Consider the following 21085-nt stretch of genomic DNA (forward strand, 5'->3'; position numbering starts at 1 on the left):
CACGAGGCCCTTAAGATGCCTCAGGCACTCGCTTAGCTCGAGTTTCACTGAGGAAATCTAAAAATAATTTAATATAGGGCACGTGACACAACGTTTCCGCACTACTCTGACCCAGTCGGCTCGCTCTCATTCGGAGCGAGTCGCCTGGGTTTTTGTGTTGTCGTGGATTCTCTTACTGACCGCTGCCGTGTGCTGGCCTCTCTTTGTGCCGCACAAGGCCCCGGCTGAGGGTCGCTTTGGGACACCGATGTTTCTGCTGCGCGACATGGTCATCCCCAATCACCCACCGCTTACCGACGCGGCCCTGGGACTCGGCCCCGCTGCGGCACGAGCTGTTCCGCAGGACACCGCACTGTGGGCACTGGGCTACTTTGTGGATGCCAGCCATTGGGTGCGCTTCGCCATGGTCGGCGCCTGTTTGATTGGTGGTCTTGCAGCTGCTGAGCTCGCCCGCAGGTTCACTCGCCACGACTCTGGCACTAGTGGCGTATCCGGTGCCGGCCTTATCCCCATGACTCCGAGCTTGGCCAGTCAGCTGATCGCACCGACGATGCTGCTCTGGAACCCGTTCGTCGTCGAGCGTTTACTCCAGGGACAGTGGTCACTGGTCATCGCCGTATTGTTACTTCCGGCAGTAGTTCTGGCAACACAGATGGGTAGTGCTTTGTGGCGCACCAGCGCCATTGCCGCTGCGGGCCTCACACCGACTGGTGCCCTTTTAGCTGGTATCACCGGCATTGCTGCCGCCCGCAATAACCGCGACCGCGCTAGGATTGCGGCCACAACAGTGGCGGTCAGTTCACCGTGGCTGGTGGCATCTTTGCTGAACCCGAGTGCAGCTGGGTCCTCCGATGTTGCTGGCGCTGCCGCATTTGCGGCCCGAGCAGAGGCTCACGTCGGCACGCTCGGCAGCCTGTTGGGGCTGGGTGGCATCTGGAATAAGCAGGCTGTGCCACTGACGCGCGAGGCTGGTTTTTCGGCGATCATGGTGCTGGCACTCCTGGTGCTTATGGGGCTGGGATTCCGTCGTGTCTGGCATTCGCAAGAGCACTGGCGGGGGCTGATTATCGTCGGCGCCGTGAGCATTGTGCTCGTCGCTCTCGCCGCAACAACGCCGGGCATTTTGATGATGGGTTGGGCGCTCGAGCACATCCCGGGGGCGGGTCTGCTTCGCGATGCACAAAAGTGGATCGCGCTCGCTGTCCCCGCCTATGTCATCTTCGCCGCCAGCGGTGCGGAGTACCTGGCACGCCGCGCGCGCAGTGCCACCGCCAATATCGGCCAGTGGTTGGCTACTGGCGTCAGCGCGCTCATCATCATTGCCGCTGTCCCCACGCTGCCCGCCGATGTCGCTCCACTACGCCCCGTTCCGTCATGGGAGGGCTGGTCGGCGGTTTCCGGTGTCGTCGCGCTTGACGACGATCGCGTTGCGGTTCTGCCTGCCGGTTCTTACCGCATCATTGATGGGCGCCCTGTCCTCGACCCGGCTACGAAGATTTTGCCCGCTCCGGTGGTGAGCTCCGGCGAATTGATCGTCTCTGGGCAGTCGGTGTCTGGCGAGGGAGCCACAACCGTTGAGCGCACACTGCTCGGTGGCGCGAAGAGGCAGGAGGAGCTTACGTCTGCGCTCCAGAGCCTTCGGGACCAGGGCGTTGGCTGGGTCCTTGTGGAGAATTCGCCCGGCAACTTCGGCGATTCAGCTGACATTGTGGCAGCGCTAGATCCCGTCTATGAAACACCTGACCTGCAGCTATACCATGTCCCCGGCGTTATCGATCCGACCACAGAACCAAGCCAGGGGGCCTATGCAGCTGCGTGGATAGCCTTTGGAATCTGGACTCTTTGCCTGCTCGCTGGGCTGCTGGCGGGACTATTGGCTGGAGTAAAGGAAGCGCTACTGCCCCGCCGCAGGTAACAGATTGTCCAGAGTTGGGTTTTCCAAGACATTCAGAACTGCCTCGCCGGTTTTGTCCCAGCCAAATTCCGCAGCACGGGCGACGCAGGCCTTGGACATGGCGCGATGTAGTTCGCCGTTATCGAGAATCTGTCGTGTCTTGGTAATTAGGTCCGCTTCATCGCTGGCCAGCAGGCCAGTTTCACCGTCGTTGACCGAATCGCGCAATCCCGCTGAGGAGCGGTAACCGACCGTCGGCACGCCGTGCTGCGCCGATTCGATGACGGCGAGCCCCCAGCCCTCCTTGCGCGAAGGCATCAGATGCAGACATGCCTTGGAGAGGATGCGGTGTTTATCCGCCTCTGTGACCTGCCCGTGGAAGACCACGTGATCCGAAACGCCCTTGTCACGGGCGTATTCCACGAGGTTGTCGTGCCACCAGCCCGAGCCAATAACATCGAGAATCGCACCTGGACGATCCTGCACAAGATCTGCGAGCACATCGATGGCGTGCTCAATCTGCTTATGCGGGACCAATCGCGACAGCGTCACCAGATGCGGTGCCGGACCGTCGCACTCGGATAGGTCTGCCATGATTTCGGTCGACTGCAATTCCTCCGGAATCGGGTCCACACCATTGCGAATCACCGCGATGCGCCCCGGCGACACTCCGAGTTCTACCAGTTCAGCGGCACTTGGTTCGGAAACGGTGATGTAGCGGCTGCGGCGGTGAATCATCGGCGACAGACGCGACTCGATGAACCACCCCAGCTGGCTAATAATCGGCCCCGCCACTGGCCACTGTTCACGGTGGCAGTGATGTGTCAGGAGCACCGTCGGTGCGCCGGAGAAAATCCGCGCGAAAAAGGGGACACCGTTTTGGGTATCGACCACGACATCCGGCTTGCCGCCAAGCGCCTTGGCAATTGGCCCCACGCCAAATCGCGCGCCCAACATCGCGGTCCAGGAGCGCACGTAGACGGAGAAGTTTCCACCAGCGCGGGAGAAAGTCACGCCGTCACGACGCGAAAGGGCCGGTGCGCCTGGGTAACTGGCCGTGCGGAACACCACAGTGTGGCCTTGGTCGGCAAGGTAACCTGCGACGCGCTCCAAATAGCGCTCACTACCTCCACCTTCGGGATGACCAGTGTCGCGCCAACACAACAATAAGATTTTCATAACAATATGAGCCTAACGCTCGGCGCGGCTTTCGTTGCCGCTTTAGCTCAAATCCATACTCCCAAACCCAACCAGTCCATTAGATTGTTTGACGTGACCAGCTTTCGCTTTCCCGCTTTTATCGTCCCGCCCGCTCTGAAAGAGCTGCGCAGCTTTGCTACGCTGTCGCGCTCATTCGGTCTGCTCAACGACTTCAAATACGAGCAAACCGATCCCGATATCTTCTACGGGCACCTTGCCGAGGACACCATCGGCCTCCTAGAAGGCATCGCGGCTGGCGCGGATGGTTCAGTGGGCGCGGTGGATGCGAGGGGCACCGCTGGTACGGCGGAGCCGCCGGGCGCAGGGGGCACGTCGTCAAGCGTTACGACGAATACCGCACTGCGTGGCAAGCGCATCCTTGATGTCGGCGGCGGCCCGGGGTACTTTGGCCGAGCATTTGCCCAGCGTGGCGTGGAATATTACACCTGTGAACCAGATGTGGGCGAGATGGCGGCGGCGGGTATCAAGCTGGAGTCGTCGGTACGCGGATCGGGGCTGGAACTGCCGTTTCGCGATGATGCTTTTGACCTGACATACTCATCGAACGTTGCCGAGCACGTGCCCGAGCCATGGACGATGGGCGAGGAAATGCTGCGCGTGACCAAGCCGGGCGGACTGGTCGTTTACTCGTACACCATTTGGTACGGCCCGTTCGGCGGCCACGAGATGGGGATGACGCACTACCTGGGTGGCGACCGCGCGCGGCGCATGTATGAGAAGAAGCACGGCAAGCGGCCGAAGAACTACTTTGGCGAATCCCTGTTCAAGGTCGGTTGCGGCGAAGGGTTGAAGTGGGCGCGCGCTGCGGCGGAGGCCGGCGACTGCGAACTGCTGGCCGCATTCCCGCGCTACCACCCGTGGTGGGCCTGGTGGATGGTGCACGTGCCGGGGCTGCGCGAGTTCGCGGTGTCGAACCTGGTGCTAGTGCTGCGGAAGCGGTAGGGGGTCAGTTTCTCTCGGAGCGTGCTCCCCTGACTTCGTATCGTCTGCCACTAGACTGGGAGCTCAAGCATTTTTACTAATTGAGCGGGGATTTTCACTATGAGTGACGCAGACCGGGCACAGCTGCACAGGACTATTTGGAACATCGCCAACGACTTGCGTGGCAGCGTGGATGGTTGGGATTTTAAGTCTTATGTGCTCGGCATGATGTTCTACCGCTTTATCTCGGAGAAGCTCTCCGAGTACATCGATGACGGAGAACGCGCCGCTGGAAATAAGGACGCGGATTACGCTTCCCTTTCTGACAAGGATGCTGAGTGGGGACGCACCAGTATCGTCGAGGAAAAGGGCTACTTCATTTTGCCCTCTGAGTTGTTTACCAACGTCTGCAAGCAGGCAGCTGACGAACACTACCGCGAGAACCTCAATGAGCGACTGCAGCAGGTATTCAAAAATATCGAAGCATCTGCAAAAGGCACCGCTAGCGAAAGCGATCTTCAAGGGCTTTTCGACGACATCAACCTGGACAGCAACAAGCTTGGCAACTCGGTCATCGAACGCAATAACAAGATCTACGATCTGATGAAGCATATCGGCAATATGCCTCTCACGGTTAAAGCCGATGACAACTCCATCGACCTATTCGGTGATGCCTACGAATACTTGATGGGCATGTACGCCTCTCAGGCAGGCAAGTCCGGCGGCGAGTACTACACGCCGCAGGAAGTCTCTGAGCTGCTGACTCGAATCACTGTGGTGGGCAAGAAGAGTGTGAACAGGGTGTATGACCCGGCTGTTGGCTCCGGTTCACTGCTGTTGAAGTTCAAGAAGGTGCTGGGCGTGGGCGGTGTCCGCGAGGGCTACTACGGCCAGGAAATCAACCTGACCACGTATAACCTTGCGCGCATCAACATGTTTTTGCACGATGTGAACTTCAACAATTTCGACATTGCGCTGGGCAATACACTCACTGAACCTGCGCACTGGGATAACCAGCCGTTTGAGGCAATCGTGTCCAACCCGCCCTACTCCATCAAGTGGGAGGGCGATAACAATCCTCTGCTGATTAACGATCCGCGCTACGCACCGGCAGGCGTCCTTGCGCCGAAGTCAAAGGCTGACTTGGCTTTCACGATGCATATTCTCTCGTGGCTTGCGACGAATGGCACAGCCGCAATTGTTGAGTTCCCCGGTGTGCTTTACCGCGGCGGCGCGGAGAAGAAGATTCGCAAGTACCTGGTGGATAACAACTATGTCGATACGGTTATTCAGTTGCCGCCGGATCTTTTCTTCGGCACCACCATCGCAACCTGCATCATCGTGTTGAAGAAGTCGAAGAAGGACAATTCGGTCCTCTTCATTGACGCCTCCGCAGAGTTCGAGCGCAGTGGCAACAAGAACCGACTGAATGACAAGAACCAGAAGAAGATTCTGGATGCCTTCACTGCCCGAGAGGATGTGGAGTATTTCACCAAGCTGGTGCCCGCTGAGGAGATTGCGGATAACGACTACAACATCGCAGTTTCCTCCTACGTCGAACCCGAAGACACCCGCGAGGTCATTGACATCGTGGAGCTGAATAAGCAGATCGTTGGCATTGTGGAGCGCCAGTGCCAGCTGCGCGAGGCCATCGATGAGGTTGTGGCAGATCTTGAGGGAACCCGCACCGATGTCTGACATGAACGGCGACATGAGCATGGCGTCTGCGGGCGAGCTGGTGATGTTCCGCACGGACGACGGTGCTACTCGCATTGAGGTACGGCTTGTCGACGAAACCGTCTGGCTCACCCAGGCCCAAATGGTGGAGCTGTTTCAGTCGTCGAAGGCGAATGTCTCCGAACATATTAGGAATGTGTTTGCGGAAGGCGAGCTGCCCAGGTCAGAGGCAACTGTTCGGAAATTCCGAACAGTTCGACTCGAAGGCTCAAGGGAAGTTTCGCGCGAGCGGGAGCACTACAACCTCGACGTGATTATCTCCGTGGGCTACCGAGTGAGGTCCTTGCGGGGTACTCAGTTCCGGCAGTGGGCGCTAGGCGTTTTGCGCGAATACCTGATTAAGGGCTTCGCCATGGATGATGAGCGGCTGAAAGAGGGCGGTGGCGGAACATACTGGCGTGAATTGCTGGAGCGCATCCGCGATATTCGCTCTAGTGAGAAGGTCATTCATCGCCAGGTTCTAGATTTGTACGCCACCAGCGTGGATTACGATCCGCGCGCCGCTGTGAGTAAGCAGTTCTTTGCGACGGTCCAGAATAAACTTCATTTTGGTGCTCACGGCCACACGGCAGCCGAGGTGGTTTACGAACGTTCGGATGCCGCAAAGCCAAACATGGGGTTGACGAATTGGAAGGGCGAGCGCATCACCAAGGCTGAGGTGGAGATTGCCAAAAACTACCTTGCCGAGGATGAGCTAAAACGCCTGAATACCTTGGTTTCTGCCTACTTCGATGCGGCAGAATTCCGTGCGCAGATGCACCAGCCAACGTATATGGCGGACTGGATGGATCACCTCACCACAATGATTGCGGCGATGGGTGGCAAGTCCTTGGAGGGAGCAGGAACGGTTTCCCACCGCCAAGCGATACAGAAGGCCCATGCGGAATACGAGAAGTACAAAACTGTGATTGATACCCAACCGAGTGGTGTGGAACGGGATTACCTCAAGGAAATCACTGCAGTTCAGAAGCAGATTCAGCAACCACCGAAGGAGCAGAAGTGAACCAAATCGAAAAGCTCATCGAGGAACTCTGCCCGGATGGTGTGGAGTACAAACCGCTGGGCGAGGTTGGCACTTTCAGTCGTGGGGGTGGGGTCCAGAAGAAAGATTTCACCGAAAGCGGTATCGGCTGTATCCACTACGGACAGATTTATACCCACTACGGAATCTCGGCTACGGAAACTAAGTCATTTGTTTCCTCGTTAACATTCTCTAAAGCAAAGAAAGCTCAACCAGGCGACATTATCATCGCAGATACCAGTGAAAATGATGAAGATTTGTGCAAAGCAGTTGCTTGGCTAGGTGAAGATTCAGTCGCAGTTAGTAACCACACATTGATCTTTACAACTGAATTAAATCCTAAGTTTGTTTCATACTTTCTACGCTCACTACCTTTCCAGAAACAAAAACGAAAGTTTGTTTTCGGCACAAAGGTCCGCTCCATCTCGGGCACGAATATGGGGAAAATCCTCTTGCCATGCCCTCCTTTGGAAATCCAACAAGAAATCGTAAAAATTCTCGATACCTTCCAATCGCTGGAAGCGGAGCTGGAAGCGGAGCTGGAAGCGAGGAAAAAGCAAATTGGATTCTACCGCGACACACTAATCCACACTGACTCGCACCCCTTAATAAAATTTGAGGATATTGCAGAATTCAGGTACGGCCTAACTGCCACTGCCCAAGAAACAGGAAGTTACAGGTTTCTTCGAATTACAGATATTGATGGTAACGGAAAAATCAGAAACCAAGAACGCAAGTTTCTTGATCGCCAAGTAGTTGAGCAAAAATATGTTCTTTCTCCTGGGGATCTATTAATAGCCCGGACAGGAGCATCTTATGGCAAGTGTGCAATCACTGAAGGTGAAGAGCAGGCTGTTTATGCTTCGTTTCTGATTCGAATGAAAGTCGACGAAGAGATTGCAAATCCTCGTTTTGTTTGGCACTTCATGCAAAGCAATCATTACTGGCAGCAGGCTAATTTTTTGGTCAGCAAAGCAGGACAACCCCAATTCAATGCTAATGCGATTAAACGAGTGACTATCCCCGTCCCTCCCCTCGAAGAACAGCAGCGCATCGTCAATATTCTCGATAAGTTCGATGCACTTGTGAACGACCTCACCTCCGGCCTACCTGCCGAGATTGAAGCTCGCCGGAAGCAATACGAGTTCTACCGGGATCAACTACTCACGTTTAAGGAGCTTTCGGCATAAACCAGGGAGGCGTCGGCGAGTTCCAGCGGGACGCCGGACTTCCCTCGCTCCATCAGGTCAGCGATACTTCCGCATTCATCGCCCACCTCCGGATTGTCAGATTAGGCAGTGCCTAATCTGACAATGATTTCGGTTTCTACAGGGACCTTGACGGATTAGTGAGCCGATACCTGCGCGATCGGCCGTTGCCAATGGCAGTGACAATGCCGGTTTCTACCATGACGTCGATACAGGCCTTCACTGTGCCGCGGGAGCTTCCAGACAGAACCATGAGGTCACTTGTAGCGATATCCCCAACCTCACACAGCCACAACATCGCTGCTTTCTGGAGTTCATCCTGATCGGTGGTGAGGTACCGCGCAGGCAAGAATGGCGTCGGTTCAGCTTTGCGCAAGATTGCTCGGCATGTTTCGCCAAGCACCCACACTCCAGCATGGGGGACAATCAGCGGTTCACCCAGTACCGTCGTTTGTCGGGCTGCATCCAGGGCATTGTGAGCCGATTCAGGCCCGGCTTGCAGCCCACGCGCTACTTCCGCAACCGTGACAAATGGGCGCTGAAAAAGTAGATACAACACGATTGCAATGCGGTAATCTTCCTGCCGTGCTTGCGGGATTATCCTTGACATCAGCTCAAGAACGGGCAGCACGGGACTGCCACCCACCAAAGTCGTTTCCACAAACGGGCCCGCTACTTCTTCAATGGTGGGCGGCCGATGCCCCAGGGCAATCATCGATTGGTACATGCGATCCACCCCAACACCCTGCTTGTCTACGAGCCCAATTGCGCGATACACATCAGCCAGAGCGGGGTAACGAGCAGAACGGTTACTTAACACATTGTTTTCGGTGATTGCTCCTGGAAAACCACCGGGGCTTCGCACAATCAAGGTGCTGTCGAGCTCAATCCATCGCACATCAATGGCTTCGCTACGATTCCAATCGCGGTGAATCATGGCATTTAGCATCGCCTCACGCACTGCACCGCGTGGAATCTCTGGCACTGGCTTATGTACGAACCCCTCCACCACAGTGTTGTTTTTATTCACCACATTCAGAGCCTGCTCTATGTACGCAAGCTGCTCAAGACACGACTTCTCAGGTTCCGGCACCACTCTGTTAAGCACCTGACCACCGTGAACATCAAAAATGCTGAGCTCAATAACCGTACGCCCTGCCGAAGTAAATAGCTGCTTTCCTGCCATTGATAGGAATCCATTGGCATCAAGAGCACCAATGCCGTGCAGCACTTCTTGGTCGGTAAGCTCGGCAAACACTGGGTCCCATTTCCTGGCCAACGCCAGGGCACCGGGACGGACATCGGAAAGTGTTGCGGCACTAACCTGCGCCATTGAATCAAAGCCGTCCTGCGCACGCCGATACTCCCACCATTCCGACCGGTCCACCGGCTTGCACGAATCACCAACACGCCAACGCAGCCTGTTCCCAGTATCTTCAACGGGTTCAGAGGCTGCCGCAACATAAATGACAAGCACTCGCTGGCCCTGCACACGCTTTTCGACAACATCGGGCGCAATATCAATCCGGCTATAGATAGCCTGCCGCAACCAATCTATGTCCAGTTCGGTACCGATAATCCGCCCTGTTTTATCCTCGATTCCAACAATCAAGGCACCGCCACCAGGAGTATTGGCCATGCAGGCCACTTCGTCGGCAAGTTTGTCGGCAGCTGTCGGATTCTCCGACTTACCAGGTTCAATCTGGGAACCTCTACGTCGGCCAGCTTCCTCTTTGAAATCAATCGACTGGGTCTCTTTGGTTTTACGCACACAATCGTCGATTGCCGACTCCAAAATAGCGTCAACTTGAGCTATCAGCTGCTCCCGGCGAGCTTTCATTCCCGGCAAAGTCGGAGCCACAGCGAACCACCACCTGGGGATTGTTAGATTAGAGCCCCCTTATTCTAACAGCGGTTGTGGTTTTTGTGGGAACCTTGGTGGATTAGCTGCACGACCCCATGCTACCCCGGACTCTCTAAGATAGAGACTCATAAAAGTAACGCTTCAAATTAACACTATGGAAAAGGTGCTGGCAGCATGAACCAGGACGGCGTCGGCAAGCGACGAGTAACCAAGTACGACCCGATCGCTGTCGGTGAGCAGAGCACCGTCGTCGCGGAGTACCAGGCCGAGGAGCGCACCTCGGAGGACTACCAAACCGAGGCGCAACTGGAGCAGGAACTCATCGACATCCTCCAGTCGCAGGCCTACGACTACCTGCCTATCCACAGCGAAGCAGACCTCGTTGCCAACCTTCGCCGCCAACTAGAAACCCTCAACCACGTCACCTTCAGCGACGCGGAATGGGAACGGTTCTATCACACCTGCATCACCAGTGCCAACGACGGAATCAAGGAAAAGACCCGTCGCATCCACGAAGACCACATTCAGGTTCTTACGCGTGACGACGGCACGAGCAAAAACATCCGACTGCTGGATAAAGCAAATATCCATAACAACCGGCTGCAGGTCATTAACCAGTACGAGGTGGAAAAGGGCGAAAGCGGTGCGAAACACTCCAATCGTTACGACGTCACCATCCTGGTCAATGGCCTTCCCATGGTGCATATCGAACTCAAGCGTCGTGGCGTAGAGCTGCGTGAAGCCTTTAACCAGATCAGGCGCTACCAGCGTGACTCTTTCTGGTCTGGCGACGGTTTGTTCGATTATGTGCAGCTGTTTGTCATCAGTAACGGCACGCTGACCAAGTACTACTCCAACACCACCCGTGAACTGCACATCAAGGAAACGGGAGGAAAAGGCCGCCCAGCACGCGGTGCTAAGAGCTTTGAATTCACATCGTGGTGGGCTGACGCAAACAACCAACCCATCCGGGATCTTGTTGGCTTCACTAAGACATTCCTGTCCAAGCACTCGCTTCTCAATATTCTGACTAAGTTCTGCGTCTTCACCGCCGCGGAAGAACTACTGGTGATGCGCCCGTACCAGATTGTCGCTGCTGAGAAGATTCTGCAACGAATTGAGATTTCCAATAACTATCGTGAACGCCTTGGCACCACGGAGGCCGGCGGCTACATCTGGCACACGACCGGTTCGGGGAAAACCCTCACCTCATTCAAGACAGCACAGCTGGCTAGTAAACTCTCGCATGTCGATAAGGTCCTTTTTGTCGTCGACCGCAAGGACCTCGACTACCAAACCATGCGTGAGTATGACCGCTTCCAAAAGGGTGCTGCCAACTCCAACACCTCGACCGCCGTGCTGAAGAAGCAGCTGGAAGACGACGATGCGGCCATCATCATCACCACAATTCAGAAGCTGTCGAACTTCATCGCAGGCAACAAACACCACGATGTCTACAGCAAGCACGTAGTCATCATCTTCGACGAATGCCACCGCTCCCAATTCGGTGACATGCACACTGCCATCACGAAGGCATTCAAAAAGTACAACCTCTTCGGATTCACCGGAACGCCCATCTTCGCCGACAACTCCACCAGCGGCACCAAGGCCAACCTCAAAACCACCGAGCAGGCTTTCGGCAAACGACTCCACGCCTACACCATCGTTGACGCCATCACCGATAGAAATGTCCTGCCCTTCCGGATTGACTACGTCAACACCATCTCGGTTGGAAACGTTAAAGACAAGGAAGTCACAGGCATCGACACCGAAGGCGCACTCCTGGCGGAACCACGCCTGAAAAACGTCGTCGACTACACGCTCGAACACTTCGCGCAGAAAACGAAGCGGGAAACCTTCTACGAACACCGCGTTGTCGAGAACGTATCCGCCTCAGCAAAGGCCCGACACCGCGGTCGCATTAAGGAAATAAAGAAAAATCAACGAGTTCGTGGCTTCAATGCTATCTTCGCCACCGCTTCTGTTGAGGCTGCCTACACCTATTACAACCTCTTCAAAGAAGCGCAAGCGTCACTGCCGGAAGCAGAGCGGCTGAAGATCGCCATGATTTACTCATTCGCGCCAAATGAGGCCGAAAAGGATGAGTCACCGACGATTCCGTCGTCAAGCGAAAAGAAAAACGCTGCGGCAGCTACTGCCGTGGCCGACGAGACAGGCTTGCTCCGTGAAGAAGGCATGGAGCCCGAGCAGCTACCCAAGGTTGCGTGCGATTACCTGGAAGCGGCGATTGCCGACTACAACGGATATTTCAAGACCAACTACGACACCTCAGCCGAGAAATTCCAGAACTACTACAAAGACCTCTCCCTGCGAATGAAGAACAGGGAAGTCGATATGACCATCGTGGTCAACATGTTCCTCACCGGGTTCGATGCCACCACCTTGAACACCCTGTTCGTCGACAAGAACCTGAAATACCACGGGTTGATTCAGGCGTTCTCGCGTACCAACCGAATCCTCAACTCAGTCAAGACGTACGGCAACATTGTCTGCTTCCGAGACCTCGAAGATGCCACAAATGAGGCGCTGCGGCTCTTCGGCGACACCGATGCGCAAAGCGTAGTGCTGCTCAAGCCCTACGCTGAGTACTTTGCGGAATACGCCGAGCTAGTGAATCAGCTGCTCCAGGAATACCCGCTGGATAAGGTCATTGTTGGCGAGAAGGCGAAAAAAGAGTTCATCAAGCTTTTCGGCGCGATTCTGCGTGTCCAAAACATCCTGACCTCCTTCGACCAATTCGCCGATGACGCGCTGCTGACGCCTCGCCAGGAGCAAGACTACCGCAGTATCTACCTCGACCTGTTCGCGGAATTCCGTACTGAAAGCGACGGGGAACGGGAGTCCATCAACGAAGATGTGGTCTTCGAGATGGAGCTGATTAAGCAGGTAGAGATCAATGTCGACTACATTCTCATGCTCGTCGAGCAATACCGCGAAACCCACGGCAGTGACGAGAGAGAAGAAATTCGTGCCCAGATTTCTCGCGCTGCAAACTCCAGCCCATCACTGCGGAACAAGCGCGATCTGATTGAAGAATTTGTCAACACCGTGAGCCTGACACAGCCCGTTGACGAGCAGTGGGAGGAATTCATCAGGACCAAACGCACGGATGAACTCAATGCGATCATCACTGAAGAGAAGCTGCGGATGCCCACTGCGCAATCTTTCATTGAAGAGGCGCTAACCACTGGCATTGTCAGCACGCTTGGCACCGGAATTGTTCGAGTTCTTCCGCCAATGTCGCGGTTTACTCCAGGTAATGAGCGTGAAAAGGTCAAGACGCGGGTGCTTCAGCGCATCCAGGCCTTTGTCGAGCGCTATCGGAACTTGGGGTTCGCGGAGGATGATGGAGAGGCGGCTTGATGGTTGCGGGCGGGCTTTTGCGGGGCCTGGAGGGGCGGGCGTGGCAGCTGGACAGGCGTAACGATTGGACCTTCACATGACAGACCGTTACCGCCCCACTCTCGCGCCACATCACCAAAACTACTTATGTAATTACCCCCGGTTTCTCCCATACCCCCAGGTGAGAGACTACGGCGAGTCAACTTTCTCCCCAGCACCCCTCAAATCACCCCCGGCAATCCGCCATTCGTTATAGAGTGACGCACGACACTTTACGACGAATCTGTGAGGTAAAAACACATGACTTCCGCCACCATTCAGCCGGGCGGCGAAGCCTTCATCTACGAGGCAATTCGCACCCCGCGCGGCAAGGGCAAGAAGGACGGCTCCCTCCACGAGGTACGCCCGGTATCACTTCTCGTCGGCCTCATCGACGAAATTCGCAACCGCTTCCCGGAGCTGGATGAAGAACGCATCAGCGACCTCATCGTTGGCTGCGTCAGCCCGGTCGGCGACCAGGGTGCGGACATTGCCCGCACCGCAGCACTCACCGCAGGCCTGCCGTACCGCACCGGCGGTGTCCAGATCAACCGCTTCTGCGCTTCCGGCCTCTCCGCCATCAACTTGGCTGCTCAGAAGGTCCGCTCCGGCATGGACGAGCTCGTCCTCGCCGGTGGCGTCGAGTCCATGTCCCGCGTGCCAATGATGTCCGACGGCGGCGCAATGGCAATGGATGCACAGGTCTCGTTCGCAACTGACTTCGTCCCGCAGGGTATCTCCGCTGACCTGATTGCATCGCTCGACGGCTTTGACCGCGAGTCCCTCGACGAAATGGCAGCGCTCTCCCACGCCCGTGCCGCAAAGGCTTGGTCTGAGGGCCGCTTCGACCGCTCCGTCGTCCCAGTCAAGGACGCTAACGGCCTGACCATCCTCGACCGCGATGAGACCATCCGCGAAGGTGTCTCCGCAGAATCCCTCTCCGGCCTGCGCGCAGCCTTCACCATGATGGGCGAGCAGGGTGGCTTCGACGCAGTTGCACTGAAGAAGTACCCGCAGCTTGAGCGCATCAACCATGTCCACCACGCAGGTAACTCCTCCGGCATCGTCGATGGCGCTGCGCTGACTCTGGTCGGCTCTGAGAAGGCCGGCGCAGACATGGGTCTGACCCCGCGCGCACGCGTTGTCGCCACCGCCGTCAATGGTGTCGAGCCGACCATCATGCTGACCGGTATCGAGCCGGCTGTCCGCGAGGCTCTGGCCAAGGCCAACCTGACGGTCGACGATATCGACGTGTGGGAAATCAACGAGGCGTTTGCCGCCGTCGTCAAGCACGCTCAGCAGAACCTGGGCATCGACTACGACAAGCTCAACATCAACGGTGGCGCAATGGCCATGGGTCACCCGCTGGGTGCAACCGGTGCCATGATCACCGGCGCCGCAATCGACGAGCTGCACCGCACCGGTGGCCGCTACGCTCTCATCTCGCTCTGCGTGGCTGGCGGCATGGGTGTTGCAACCATCATCGAGCGCGTCTAAAGCAAACCGGAACGAAACTCACAGCGACAATTACCGCGGTCACACCGCGATAACCACAAAGGACTGACTGATTTATGAGCACAGATAACATGTTCCGGTGGGATCAGGACGACGCCGGAATCGTCACCCTCACCATGGATGACCCGAACGCACCGGTCAACACCATGAACAAGACTTTCCAGGACGACATCCGCGCCACCGTGGAGCGCCTGGAAAACGAAATTGGCGACGGCTCTGAGACCTCCATCAAGGGCATCATCATCACCTCTGCGAAGAAGACCTTCTTCGCAGGCGGCGACATCAAGCAGATGTCCAAGGCCACTGAGGACGATGCAGCTGACATGTTCAACATGGTCGAGGACATGAAGGCCTCCCTGCGTCGCCTGGAGAAGCTCCCGGTGCCGATTGTTGCTGCCATCAACGGCGCAGCACTGGGCGGCGGCCTCGAGGTCGCGCTGGCTGCTAACCACCGCGTTGCGGCTGATGCCCGCGGTTCCAAGATTGGCCTGCCAGAGGTCACCCTCGGCCTCCTGCCGGGTGGCGGCGGTGTCTCCCGCGTCGTTCGCATGCTGGGTATTCAGGACGCGCTGATGAAGGTCATTCTGACCGGCGCTCAGATGAACCCGGGCAAGGCCCTCGCAGCTGGTCTCGTTGACGAGGTTGTTGCTCCGGAGCAGCTCATTGACACTGCTCGAGCATGGCTGACCAGCGAAGATGCCAAGGCCGCACAGCCGTGGGACGAGAAGGGCTTCAAGATTCCGGGCGGCGACCCGAAGACTCCTAAGTTCGCAATGAACCTGCCGTCCTTCCCGGCAAACCTGACCAAGCAGCTCAAGGGCTCCCCGATGAAGGCTCCGCGCCTTGCGATGCAGGCTGCCATCGAGGGCTCTCAGGTCGACATCGACACCGCACTGCGTGTCGAGTCCCGCTACTTCACCGAGCTGGTCACCGGCACTCAGTCGAAGAACATGATGCAGGCGTTCTTCTTCGACCTCAATCACGCTCAGGGCGGCGGCTCCCGTCCGCTGCAGGCTGACGGCACCCCGTACCCGAAGCGCGAGTTCAAGAAGGTTGCCGTCGTTGGTGCCGGCATGATGGGCGCAGGTATTGCATACGTGTGTGCAAAGGCTGGCATGGAAGTTGTCCTGAAGGACATTTCCCTGGAAAACGCCGAGCGTGGCAAGGCCTACTCCGAGGGGCTGGAGGCGAAGGCTCTCAAGCGCGGTCGCACCACTGAGGAGAAGTCCGCAGCACTGCTGAACCGCATCAAGCCGACCGAGTCCTACGACGACCTGTCCGACGTCGATCTGGTCATCGAGGCCGTCTTCGAGAACACCGACCTCAAGCACAAGGTTCACGCCGAAATCGAGGCTGCGGTTCCGGAGACCTGCATCCTGGGCTCCAACACCTCCACCCTGCCAATCACCGAGCTGGCTTCCCACGTCAAGCGTGAGAAGGACTTCATCGGTCTGCACTTCTTCTCCCCGGTGGACAAGATGCAGCTGATTGAGATCATCTCCGGCGACAACACCGACCCGGCAATCCTCGCCGCTTCGCTGGACTTCGCTGTTGCAATTCGCAAGATTCCGATTGTCGTTACCGACTCCCGCGGTTTCTACACCTCCCGCGTCATCGGCACCGTCATCAACGAGGCCCTGCGCATGGTTGCCGAGGGCTACGACCCGGCCATCATCGAGGCCGCTGGTCGCCAGGCTGGTTACCCGGCACCGCAGCTCCAGCTTGCCGACGAGCTGAACCTCAAGCTCATGGAGAAGATCGCTGGCGAGACCCGCGCTGCCGCCGAGGCCGCAGGTCAGACCTTGGACGAGGGCGGCGTACCGGCTTTGGTCGAGGCCATGCTGCACAAGTTCGAGCGCCCGGGCAAGCTCGAGGGTAAGGGCTTCTACGAGTACGTCGACGGCAAGCGCTCCGGTCTCTGGCCGGGCCTGTTCAATGAGCTCCGTGAGGAGCTGAACATCGCCCCGATCGCTCCGGAGGACACCGACCTGCAGGAGCTGGTCGACCGCATGCTCTTCATCGAGGCCATCGAGACTCAGAAGTGCGTCGACGAGGGCGTTCTGCTTCACGACGCCGACGGCAACATCGGCTCCATCTTCGGTATCGGCTACCCGGCCTGGACCGGTGGTACTCGCCAGTTCATTAAGAACTACGACGGCGCCACTGTTGTCGACCCGGCCGCAGCTCACCCGGAGCGCCGCGGCGTCGCGGGCTTCGTCGAGCGCGCCGAAGAGCTGGCCGCTAAGCACGGTGAGCGCTTCAACGCTCCGGAGTCCCTGAAGAAGTAGGACTACCCCGAGCGCACCCCGGTTGCTGGAATTGTTCCAGTAACCGGGGTTTTTCGCCTTCGAGGCCACGTCAACGGCGTAGCACCGCTGAACGCACCAGCGCGCCAACCCCAATTCGGCCTACCCGTTAAACTGCGCACATGGCTAGAAACGTCGCTGATCTGCCCACCGCACTGCCTGAACTCGCTATCGACCAGCAGGGGTTTGATGCCCCATCGCCGCAGCTGGTCATGCTTAACGACGAGCTCGCGACCCAACTCGGCCTCTCCCCGCAGTGGCTTCGCTCGGAGGCTGGCCTGAAGTTCCTCACTGGCCACGGCGCCGATCACGGAGTCGGCCAGGAAACCGATACCCCACTCGGCGCATACACAACCCCGATGGCCACGGCCTATGCCGGCCACCAGTTCGGCAACTTCGCAGGCCTACTCGGTGATGGTCGCGCGCTCTTGCTTGCCACAGTTGAGGTTGAACCGGGGCTGACTGGGCTGCACTGTCCGCCTAACCAGCCCGACTGCCCCAAAGAGACAACCCACAGCGACAACACCCAGGCCTACGAGATTCAGGCGAAAGGCACCGGCCCCACGCCCTTTTCCCGTGGCGGTGACGGCAAAGCCACGCTGACCTCCGCGCTGCGGGAGTACCTCATCAGCGAAGCCATGTATGCGCTCGGCATCCCCACCACCCGCGCGCTGGCGGTCATCAAAACCGGCGAAGAGATTTACCGCGGCTCGCAAACCCCATTCGACAACACCGACCCCACCACCGAACTTCAACCGGGTGGCATCGTCGTGCGCGTAGCATCCAGCCACCTGCGAGTTGGCACGTTCGAGCTGGTCGCTCGCTCCGGAACGGACACCGGAATCATGGATCGGCTCATCGAGTTCGCCGCGCAGCGGCATGGCTACGAAGGTTCGGCGGAGTCGGTTCTCCGGGACGTCGTCAAGCGGCAAGCCAATCTCGTTGCGGCGTGGTTGGCCTGCGGTTTTGTTCACGGCGTGATGAACACCGACAATGCCAGCATCGCGGGCGAGACCATCGACTTCGGGCCGTGTGCGTTTCTGGATGCGCACGACCCCCGGGCGGTGTTTAGCAGCATTGATCGAGGCGGTCGATACGCGTTCGGCGCGCAGCCGACGATTGCCGGGTGGAACATGTCGAAGCTCGCGGAGACTTTGCTACCGCATTTCGCAGGCACCCCGGAGGATGCCCTCGCACGCGCCCGCGACATCCTGGGAGAATTCGCCGACGAGTTCACCGATGCGCTCAGCCGCAGGTGGCTGCCCAAGTTGGGGATTCTCCCCTCGCTTTACGACGACCCGCTGGCCATCCCCTTGGTACAGCAGTGGCAGGCGTTGCTGGCGAAGTTTGGGCTCGACCACGCGAATGCTCATCGGGCGCTGATTGAGGCTCTGGCCGATGGTGATGGGCAGGATTTCACTGCGCTGACCGCGCTGACCAGGCTGTCTGATGATCCTGCGTTCCCCGCTGCCGCGACTGAGTGGGAGCAGTTGTGGCAGCGGACGCGGGAGGAGCTGGGAATCGACCAGGCGACGGCCCTGGCACTTATGGAGGAAACGAATCCGCTGTATATTCCGCGAAACTACCTGGTCACGGAAGCGTTAGCGGCGGCAGGGGCGGGGGATCTGACCGACTACCGGCACCTGCTGGAGGCGGTAACCAACCCCTTTGAGTCGCAAGACGTCCCTGCGGGGTTCACGGAGCCGGCACCGCGGGAGTTGGGTGCTTTCCACTCGTACTGTGGGACTTAATGCGCTGCCTCTCCGCCTCCTCCAAAGTCCACTTCCTCTTCCAAAGCCCACTTCACGACACAGGTGTCACCTCGTGCCAGCTGTGGAGGTGGCATGAGGTGACATAGCTGTCGTGAAGTCGCGGATGGGCCCCGCGGACGGGCCCAACGCGGGTAGGGCCCTGACTGAGTGCCAGCGGCGCGGAGAACCAAAGGGCAACCCCTGCGGGGGTGCCAGGATGTTACAACGTTGCACCACTGCACAGGATTAACTCCCCAATCGAGGGTAAAAGACACCGTCAAATAAGGGATGGTTCGCCTGATTAATACTCATATGTTTTTTGGACTTGTATGGTTAGAGACTGTATTGAACGGTCGTATCCAAACCTTAGAGCCCACCACACCCAAGTTGTCACCACCACCATTGCCTATGCAGGTGGGAGGTGGGTATCTAAGTCATTTGGAGTGAGCCGATCACCAAATTCATATCGCCTATCTGGCAGAATCTAGAAAGGCTCGCGATGCATAGACCCGTTGCCTCCGGCCCCTTCCACACCCGGCAGAAACTCCGGCGGAAGCTCCGACAGCGAGAGAAGTCCCGTGCCACAAAACTGCACGCAACAACGCTCAGCGGAAAAGGAAAGTTCACGCTGCATGTCCGCCAGATCCTGGCGGCTTTGCTGGTAATCGCCTTGCCAGGAAGCGCGCTCGCTGCCTGCAGCACTGACCAGCAACAGGTCGGCGCGGGGTTCATTGTGGTCCAGAACTCCGAACCACAGTCGCCGCTGTACACCACTGACACCAATGAAACCGGTGGTGGCGATATCCTCCGCATGCTCTACTCAGGTCTGGTGCGCTACGACACCGACGGCTCGATGATCCTGGACCATGCGGCAGAAATTAAGCCCAACGAGGACTCGACTCATTTCGACATCACGCTGAAACCGGGCTGGACCTTCCACAACGGCGAACCAGTCACCGCGCAGAGCTACATCGATGCCTGGAATTACGCTGCCTACGGACCGAACCTGCAGAAGCAGCAGTCCTTCTTCGCCAACGTGCAGGGTTTTGATGCAGTCTCGGGAGAAAAGGCCACGGAGAAAACCCTCTCCGGCCTGAAAAAGGTCGATGACCTGAGGTTCACCGTGGATCTGACCAACCCAGATTCCTCCTTCCCGCTCAGCCTCGGCTATGTCGCGTTTATGCCGCTGCCGAAGGCCGCGTTCGAAGACAAGAAGGCTTTCGGTGAACACCCAATCGGCAATGGACCGTACAAGATGGCCGAAGGCCGCGCTTGGCTGCACAACAACCAGCTAACTGTGGTTCGCAATGATGACTTCGCCGGTGAGCACAAGGCCCGTAACAACGGCCTGGTATACCGCTTCTACTCGGACGTGGACACCGCATATGCAGACCTCCAGGCAGGCCGCCTGGACACGCTGCCACGCACAATTCCACCAACAGCCCTGGCCAGCTTCGAAACGGACTTCCCCGACTCCAGCGCAAACGTCCCGACCTCGTCTTCGCAGTACTTCGCAATTCCGCGAAATCTGCCAGGTTTTTCGGGTGAAGAGGGCAAGCTTCGTCGTCAAGCGATTTCCATGGCGATTGACCGGAAACTAATCACTGAGAAGATTTTCTTCGACACCCGCACCCCGGCGCGCGAGTTCAGCTCGTTGACGCTCGGTGACCTTGACCCGAACGTACCTGGCCAAGAGGTGCTGGAATACAACCCGAAGAAGGCCCGCCAACTGTGGGCCGAAGCCAACAAAATTGCGCCGTTTACCGGCTCGTTCGACATCGCCTACAACGCCGACGGCGGACACCAGCAGTGGGTCGAAGCGGTGACCAACATGATTGGCGAGACCCTCGGCATCGATTCCCACGGCAAGGCCTACCCGACCTTCAAGCAGCTGCGCGATGAAATCTCCAACGAGACCATCACCAGCGGCTACCGCACTGGCTGGGCAGCTGACTACCCATCTGTGGCCAATTACATGCTTCCGCAGTTCGTCACCGGTGGCTCCTCGAATGACAACCACTACTCCAACCCGGAGTTCGACAAGCTGATTCAGGAGGCGGCCTCGGCAAAGAGCGCAGAAGATGCCAAGCCGATTTATGTCAAGGCTCAGTCTGTGCTGATGGAGGACCTACCAGCGATTCCGCTGTGGTACCCCAATGCTTCGGTGGCGTGGAACCCGAAGCTGCGCAATGCCGTAGTGATGTGGGACGGCATCTTGGACTACCCAATGATTGAGAAGGACTAG

Annotated in this window: 12 protein-coding genes; 10 read left to right on the top strand and 2 right to left on the bottom strand. The window is 57.7% G+C overall.

The features are described from left to right. Positions 1 to 82: 82 nt before the first annotated feature. Positions 83 to 1915: an MmpA family trehalose lipid delivery protein gene (locus HMPREF2920_RS07270; RefSeq protein WP_070601001.1), complete on the top strand. Its 1833-nt coding sequence runs from the start codon at positions 83 to 85 to the stop codon at positions 1913 to 1915. Here the strand turns inward: HMPREF2920_RS07270 and HMPREF2920_RS07275 are convergent. Beyond that, positions 1895 to 3073: a glycosyltransferase family 4 protein gene (locus HMPREF2920_RS07275; protein ID WP_070566702.1), complete on the bottom strand. Its 1179-nt coding sequence runs from the start codon at positions 3071 to 3073 to the stop codon at positions 1895 to 1897. The genes HMPREF2920_RS07270 and HMPREF2920_RS07275 overlap by 21 nt on opposite strands. A 93-nt stretch (positions 3074 to 3166) precedes the next feature. On the opposite strand from HMPREF2920_RS07275, the gene HMPREF2920_RS07280 reads away from it, so the two are divergent. The 4 genes from HMPREF2920_RS07280 (at position 3167) to HMPREF2920_RS07295 (ending at position 7984) form a co-directional block, all read left to right on the top strand. Then, positions 3167 to 4057 (top strand): class I SAM-dependent methyltransferase, encoded by an 891-nt coding sequence (locus tag HMPREF2920_RS07280; RefSeq protein ID WP_246816238.1) that lies wholly within the window; start codon positions 3167 to 3169, stop codon positions 4055 to 4057. Between the two features lie 99 nt (positions 4058 to 4156). Next, on the top strand, positions 4157 to 5734 hold the full coding sequence (locus HMPREF2920_RS07285) for a type I restriction-modification system subunit M (RefSeq protein WP_070566700.1): 1578 nt from the start codon (positions 4157 to 4159) through the stop codon (positions 5732 to 5734). Further along, on the top strand, positions 5727 to 6776 hold the full coding sequence (locus HMPREF2920_RS07290; protein WP_070566698.1) for a virulence RhuM family protein: 1050 nt from the start codon (positions 5727 to 5729) through the stop codon (positions 6774 to 6776). Before HMPREF2920_RS07285 ends, HMPREF2920_RS07290 begins: the two co-directional genes overlap by 8 nt. Then, positions 6773 to 7984 carry a restriction endonuclease subunit S gene (locus tag HMPREF2920_RS07295; protein WP_070601000.1) on the top strand — a complete coding sequence of 404 codons (1212 nt, stop codon included), beginning with the start codon at positions 6773 to 6775 and terminating at the stop codon, positions 7982 to 7984. Before HMPREF2920_RS07290 ends, HMPREF2920_RS07295 begins: the two co-directional genes overlap by 4 nt. Positions 7985 to 8120: 136 nt before the next feature. On the opposite strand, the gene HMPREF2920_RS07300 is transcribed toward HMPREF2920_RS07295, so the two are convergent. Further along, positions 8121 to 9842 (bottom strand): DUF5635 domain-containing protein, encoded by a 1722-nt coding sequence (locus HMPREF2920_RS07300; protein ID WP_070566694.1) that lies wholly within the window; start codon positions 9840 to 9842, stop codon positions 8121 to 8123. A 198-nt stretch (positions 9843 to 10040) separates the two neighbouring features. On the opposite strand from HMPREF2920_RS07300, the gene HMPREF2920_RS07305 reads away from it, so the two are divergent. The 5 genes from HMPREF2920_RS07305 to HMPREF2920_RS07325 all read left to right on the top strand — a co-directional run bounded on the left by HMPREF2920_RS07305 (position 10041) and on the right by HMPREF2920_RS07325 (position 21085). Then, entirely contained in the window at positions 10041 to 13250 is a 3210-nt protein-coding gene (locus tag HMPREF2920_RS07305) for a type I restriction endonuclease subunit R (protein ID WP_070854118.1), read from the top strand. 279 nt (positions 13251 to 13529) lie between these two features. Then, positions 13530 to 14765: an acetyl-CoA C-acetyltransferase gene (locus HMPREF2920_RS07310; RefSeq protein WP_048734356.1), complete on the top strand. Its 1236-nt coding sequence runs from the start codon at positions 13530 to 13532 to the stop codon at positions 14763 to 14765. A 74-nt stretch (positions 14766 to 14839) separates the two neighbouring features. After that, positions 14840 to 17071, top strand: coding sequence for a 3-hydroxyacyl-CoA dehydrogenase NAD-binding domain-containing protein (locus tag HMPREF2920_RS07315; RefSeq protein ID WP_070854119.1), 2232 nt, complete (start codon positions 14840 to 14842; stop codon positions 17069 to 17071). A gap of 140 nt (positions 17072 to 17211) precedes the next feature. Next, on the top strand, positions 17212 to 18840 hold the full coding sequence (locus HMPREF2920_RS07320; RefSeq protein ID WP_070854120.1) for a protein adenylyltransferase SelO family protein: 1629 nt from the start codon (positions 17212 to 17214) through the stop codon (positions 18838 to 18840). Between the two features lie 499 nt (positions 18841 to 19339). After that, complete coding sequence (locus HMPREF2920_RS07325) at positions 19340 to 21085, top strand: peptide ABC transporter substrate-binding protein (RefSeq protein ID WP_070854121.1); 1746 nt, start codon at positions 19340 to 19342, stop codon at positions 21083 to 21085.

This window comes from Corynebacterium sp. HMSC075F02 (assembly GCF_001838335.1).
Taxonomy (GTDB): domain Bacteria; phylum Actinomycetota; class Actinomycetes; order Mycobacteriales; family Mycobacteriaceae; genus Corynebacterium; species Corynebacterium jeikeium_D.